This is a genomic window from Paeniroseomonas aquatica, from assembly GCF_030409335.1.
Taxonomy (GTDB): Bacteria; Pseudomonadota; Alphaproteobacteria; order Acetobacterales; family Acetobacteraceae; genus Belnapia; species Belnapia aquatica.
In genome coordinates this window covers 1-5476 of the sequence record NZ_JAUFPN010000288.1, presented here as the reverse complement: position 1 = coordinate 5476, position 5476 = coordinate 1, and the positions used below count along the sequence as shown (strand labels likewise).

The 5476-nt window shown below is 68.6% G+C and carries 7 protein-coding genes; 5 read left to right on the top strand and 2 right to left on the bottom strand.

Going from position 1 to position 5476, the window contains the following annotated elements; translation table 11 throughout:
- Positions 1-47 precede the first annotated feature (47 nt).
- The 5 genes from QWZ14_RS29640 (at position 48) to QWZ14_RS29620 (ending at position 3653) form a co-directional block, all read left to right on the top strand.
- Entirely contained in the window at positions 48-704 is a 657-nt protein-coding gene (locus tag QWZ14_RS29640; protein WP_290320670.1) for a hypothetical protein, read from the top strand.
- 110 nt (positions 705-814) lie between these two features.
- Entirely contained in the window at positions 815-1324 is a 510-nt protein-coding gene (locus QWZ14_RS29635) for a hypothetical protein (RefSeq protein ID WP_290320669.1), read from the top strand.
- A complete protein-coding gene (locus QWZ14_RS29630) occupies positions 1321-1794 on the top strand; it encodes a DUF7665 family protein (RefSeq protein ID WP_290320668.1) in 474 nt (157 codons plus the stop codon). Before QWZ14_RS29635 ends, QWZ14_RS29630 begins: the two co-directional genes overlap by 4 nt.
- Positions 1742-2260 (top strand): hypothetical protein, encoded by a 519-nt coding sequence (locus QWZ14_RS29625; protein WP_290320667.1) that lies wholly within the window; start codon positions 1742-1744, stop codon positions 2258-2260. Before QWZ14_RS29630 ends, QWZ14_RS29625 begins: the two co-directional genes overlap by 53 nt.
- Before the next feature lie 10 nt (positions 2261-2270).
- On the top strand, positions 2271-3653 hold the full coding sequence (locus QWZ14_RS29620) for a ubiquitin-activating E1 family protein (protein WP_290320666.1): 1383 nt from the start codon (positions 2271-2273) through the stop codon (positions 3651-3653).
- Positions 3654-3660: 7 nt separating this feature from the next.
- On the opposite strand, the gene QWZ14_RS29615 is transcribed toward QWZ14_RS29620, so the two are convergent.
- On the bottom strand, positions 3661-4173 hold the full coding sequence (locus QWZ14_RS29615; RefSeq protein ID WP_290320665.1) for an IS66 family transposase: 513 nt from the start codon (positions 4171-4173) through the stop codon (positions 3661-3663).
- A 107-nt stretch (positions 4174-4280) separates the two neighbouring features.
- Positions 4281-5279 (bottom strand): toprim domain-containing protein, encoded by a 999-nt coding sequence (locus QWZ14_RS29610; protein ID WP_290320664.1) that lies wholly within the window; start codon positions 5277-5279, stop codon positions 4281-4283.
- Between the last annotated feature and the right edge of the window lie 197 nt (positions 5280-5476).

Below are 5476 nucleotides of genomic sequence, written 5' to 3'. Positions count from 1 at the left end.
GGGCGCCAAGTGTCGCCTATGTTACCGACTGGTGAGTATATACGCATGTGCTCGGGCTCGGCGGTGCGCGCAAGCGAACCGCGTTCACCCAGACGCACGACTGCTTATATGAGCTGATCCGGTGGCTTGCCGACGCCCGGCGCAGGTCGGAGCCGACGCTGGCCGAGGGGGAGGCCGCCTTCGAAGCGATCTGGCAGGAGCGGGGGCCGATCGAGCACGCCTTCCGCGACGACTACCGCCGCCTGGCGGCGCGGTTGGTCGCGGCCTTGATCCGCGCCGGGGCGGGGCGGCGGTTCCGCGAATCCGAGCCGCTGGCGATCGACCTTCCGAACGGGCGCGTTCTGGTGGAGCCCAACGAGCTGGCCGAGCTTTCAGACGGGAGCGTCGTCGTGCGCCGCGTGCGCACCGGCCAGAAGCGCAGCGACGAGTATGATCGGCTTGAATACACGCTCTACCAGCTCGCCGCCCAAGCCCGCTTCGGAGGCGCTGTGGTGGTGCAGGCGCTGCACCTGACGGACGAGACGGCCGAGGCCGTCACGATCACGGCGGCGAAGGTCGGCCATCGACGAACGAAGAGCGACGAGATGCTCGGGCGGATCGCCGCCGGCTGGTTCCCGCCCGAGGTCGACGCCGTGACGTGTCCGCGGTGCCCGCACTTCTTCATCTGCGCGGCGACGCCGCAGGGCAACCTGGTCGTAGCGTAACGCCCGAGGTCAAGCGCCTTTCCGGGTTCCCGATCCTCCACCGATCAAGGAGGTGAGGGACGAACGAGGGGCAATCCGGCTCCGCACTTCGATCCCCGGAGTGTAAAGCCATGACGTCCATCGACATGTTCTACCAGGGCGAAGGGCTCGGCGAGATCCAGCATCTCGAGCTCGAGCCCGACGCCACGTTCGCCATTTTGAAGCTGCGCCTGATCGAAGCGCACGGTATTCCCCACGGAGCGCTGTTGTTCCTCGAGGATGAGGACGATCCGCTCGACGATCATGGGCTCGTCAGGGAGCAAGCCTCCCACAAGGGCCTGAAGGTCCACATCCACCGCTGCCGCCACGTCGAGGTCACCGTGACCTTCAACGGCGAGATGGTCGAGCGCCGCTTCTCGCCGAGCGCGACGGTGGCGAAGGTCAAGCGCTGGGCGGCCGAGCACAAGTTCGCCATGACCGACGAGGAGGCCGGCGAGCACGTGCTGCAGCGCGCGGGTTCCTACGATCGGTCGGCGCCGGGGACTCACATCGGCGCGCTGACCGACGGCAAGGTGTGCGGCTTGGCCTTCGACCTCGTCGCCGACCAGCGCGTCAACGGTGCAAGCGGGGGCGCGGCGTGAGCGGTCCCGATCAGCGCGCCTTCGAGGCGGACGTGGCGAAGGCCACGTTCCGTCTCGGTCAGGCCGACGGTCGCTGGCGGCTGGTCCAGACCGTCTGGCCTCACGCCTTCCTCGGAGTGACCGCGAAGGACGGGCGGGAATACCTGCTCCGGCTCAACTGCGCCGGCTATCCGCAGACGGCGCCGACCGGCGGGCCTTGGGATGCGGGCCTCAACCAGATTCTCGCCTTCGGCCTCTGGCCGCGCGGTCAGGGCGGACGGGTCTCGGCAGTGTTCCGGCCCGACTGGAAGGATGGATCCGCCATCTACCTACCGTGTGATCGCGAGAGCTTCGCGGGTCACGAGAACTGGCGTCACGAGATGCCGTCGAAAATTTGGCGCCCGGCCGACGGGATCGTCCAATATCTGGAGGTCGTCCATGAACTTCTCCATTGCCGAGACTATGCGCCGCCTCTTCGCGCCGCGGCATGAACTGTCCTGCTCCTGGATCCTGTGGAGGCGCCTGCAAGCGAGTCTGCGCGAGCGCGGCCGCAACCGCTCGCGCGAGAGCGGCGCATTCCTTCTTGGCCGGCGCGAGGACGGGCGGGCGCGTATCGTGGATTTCACCCTGTACGACGACCTCGACCCGCATCGCCTGGACAGCGGCATCGTCCGCTTCGACGGGCGTTATTTCAGCGAACTCTGGGCGCTCTGCAAGGCGCGCGGCCTGACCGTGGTCGCCGACATTCACGTCCACCCCGGCGGGTCCAGGCAGAGCGACTCCGACCGGGCGCATCCGATGATCTCCCGCGCCGGGCACATCGCCCTGATCCTGCCCCGCTTCGCGGTCGCACCGCAGCCTCGCCGCGAGATCGGGATTTACCGGTACGAGGGCGCCAAGCGCTGGATGACCGTGCCGCCCGCTGACCGCCGGGACTTCCTCCATATCGGGCTTTGAGGACCGCGCCATGACCAATTTCGTTCCCGCCGAGACGCTTCATCGGCTCGTCAAGCATGCCATCGACAGCGGCGCGGCCGAGAGCATCGCGGAGGCTGAGGCGCTGTTCAAGGGCTACCGCCTGCACCTCGAGATGTCGGCCGAAGCCGCCGCCGATCCCGTCCAGCAGGCCTCGCTCCTGACGGCAGTGGCGCTGGGCCGCCGCGTGTTCCTTGGCGGCGTGACCGTGAGCGGCAGCCTTGGGACGGGTCTGACCGTGCCGCTTCCGTTCGGCAAAACGCTTGCTGATGCCGTTCAGGCCCTCGGTGGGCTGCTGCGCGGCAAAGCCGACGGAGCGCCGACCGTGATCATCGGTGGCGGTCCGATCCAGCGCCGCGACGGGTTCTGCATCCGCACCGCCGCAGCAGGCTGGCGTGGCGGCATCCTGCCCGGCCACGCCGACCTAGGGCCGGGAGCGGGGCCGGTGATGCCACTCGCGGGAATGCTCGCGGCGGCTCTTGCAATCAACGAAGTGTACCTGTTCCTGAACGGGGGGGCGCCGGCCACGGGGCGGCGCTCTGTCGGGCTGTCCTTGTGGCGGCCCGGCCCAGAGGTGGACTGGCTCGCCCCCGACGACTGCGAACCGACGCTGACCTATCTGCCGTCGCGCCTGTGGCTGATCGGCTTGGGCCATCTGGGGCAGGCCTATCTCTGGGCGCTCGCGTTGCTGCCCTTCGCCAAGCCGGAGAACGTCGCGCTGGTCCTGCAGGATATCGACGTGATCTCGCCCTCGACCGAGAGCACGTCGATCCTGTCCGACGCCACGCTCATCGGGCAGAAGAAGACCCGTGCCATAGCTGCCTGGGCCGAGGCACGCGGATTTCATACGGCGATCCACGAACGCCTGTTCGACGCGAGCTTCCGGCGTCAGGCCGACGAGCCGGCCGTGGCACTTTGCGGGCTGGATAACGCCGCGGGACGCAGGGCGCTCGACCAGGTCGGCTTTGACTTCATTGTTGAAGTCGGGCTCGGGCGCGGCCATCGCGACTTTCGCACGATGCGCCTACATGTCCTGCCGGGCTCCCGTTCGGCCGCCGAGATCTGGAAGGTGGCGCCCGCGGCGGAGACGGTCGAGGATCGGCCAGCCTATTCTCGCCTGCTCGTGGAGGGCGCGCTCGATCGGTGCGGGATGACGCTGCTCGCAGGCAAGGCCGTGGGCGCGCCGTTCGTGGGCGCGGTAGCGGCGACCTTGGCGGTCTCGGAGGTGCTGCGACTTCTGCACGGGGGTCCGATCCACCGGCTGCTCGACATCGACCTGCTGAGCTTGGAGCAGCGCGTCGCCTCCGGACATCCAGGGGATTTCGGCAGGATAAATCCGGGTTTTGCGCTGGCGAAGTGTAACCGTCCGGTCTGACCCGCGGTCACCTCTGGCTCAGGCGATTAGTGACACTGGTGATGTTCCAGGGCAGCAGTTCGGCGACACGGTTGACCGGGTGTTCTGCCATGCGTTCGAGGACGAGGCGGAGATAGGCCTCGGGATCGAGGTTATTGAGCCTGGCGGTCAGGAAGAGGGACATGATCGCGGCTGCCCAGGTGCCGCCCCCGTCCGAGCCGCAGAACGGCCAGCTCTTGCGGCCCAGGGTGAGCGGCCGGATCGCGCGCTCGGCTGCATTGTTGTCCGCGGCGAGGTGTTCGTCGTTGCGGTAGCGGGTCAGCGCCGTCCAGCGCGACAGGGCATAGCGGATGGCCGCGGCTAGGCCACCTCGGCCCGGCACCCTGGCCAGCGTTGCCGTGAGCCAGGCGTGCAGCGCGTCCAGCTCGGGACCAGCGCGGGCCTGGCGTGAGGCGGTGCGTTCCGCCGCCAGTTGGCCGGGATGTCCCGCTCGATCGCGTAGCGGATGCCGATGCGCCGGACCGCCTCCGTGGCCAACCAAGCGTCCGCTTCCGGACGATTGCCTAGCGCGGCTGAATGACCGGGATGGGCGCTGAGCAGCCTCAACGGGCAGCATCACCTATTCCCACTGCCCACCCTTTTCGGCGATCACATGCGCGGGCCACGCGGGCGCACTTCCTGCGCCTTTCGACTGCTCGCCGCCGCAGCCAGTTCCACCCGATCCGCCGCTACCTTCTGTATTTGATCCAGTGCACCCCGCACCGCCGCAACGATTGGCTGATGCCCCTGACGTCGTGCCAGATCGTTCCAGTCGCTGCCTCGGTCGCCAGGCGGGAAAGACGGTAGGGCGGCGGTACCTCCCACGGCTGCTGCGGCGGCTTCGGCTTTCTCCTTCCCAACGTTCGGCAACGGCACCGCCTTCCTGGGTAGGTGGTGGTCATTGTCGCCGGCAATGATTATGGGCCGCGATGGGTCGGCCGACCGGTATGCCTTCGCCACGGTCGCCAAGTTCCCCGCGTTGAAGGCCACCACCACCGACAGCCCCGTGGCTTCGTACAGCGTCGCTCCCGTTGCGTAGCCCTCGGCAACCAGCAGCGGCGCCCCCGGCCTAGGCCGCCCGCCGATCAGCGCGTGCCCGCCCTCGGTCCTGGCGCCTTTCAGAAACAGCTTGGACCCGTCCACATCCACCCGCTGAACGCCCCACAACCGCCCATCCGCCCCCTGCACCGGCACCAGCAGCCGGCCGCGCTGGTCTTGCCGCAGCCCGTGCGCCCGTACGCCCTTGGCCGCAAGATAGGGGTGTGAAGTCGCCGGCGCCGCCGCGGCCCATAGCCGGTGCGCCATCTTCGCTGCCCGCTCCTGGATGTCCTGCCGCTCACGCGCCCGAGCCGCGGACTTCCTCGCCGCCTCGGCCGCGAACCTCGCCCGCTCGGCCGGAGCCATCTGCCAGACAAGCCGATCGGCTTTCCAGCGGATCTCGGTCCCGGTCTTGTGGTTGCGGATGTAGCCTGCCGGCCAGCCGTCGAGGTGACCGACGTAGGTGCCCGACTTCTGCCCCTTCCGGTCGCCCTCTACAGGAACCCGGTGCATCTTCCCGTCCATCTCCACCGACCCGGTCAAGCGCAGCCCGGCTTGGTGCAATGCCATAGCGAAGTCCGCCCCGGCGTCGGTCTCAGTGAAGCGCGGCGCTGTCCGACGTCCCGAAGGTGCCGCTGCGCGTAGCGAGAGTGCGGGGATAGCCTGGGACGGCATGGCCGGGCTCTCGGGTGTCCGTGCTTCCTCGTTTCCCTGACGCCTCTGCTGGTCCGGCTGGGCGGGCCTCTGGCCACTGCTCCGCTCGATGC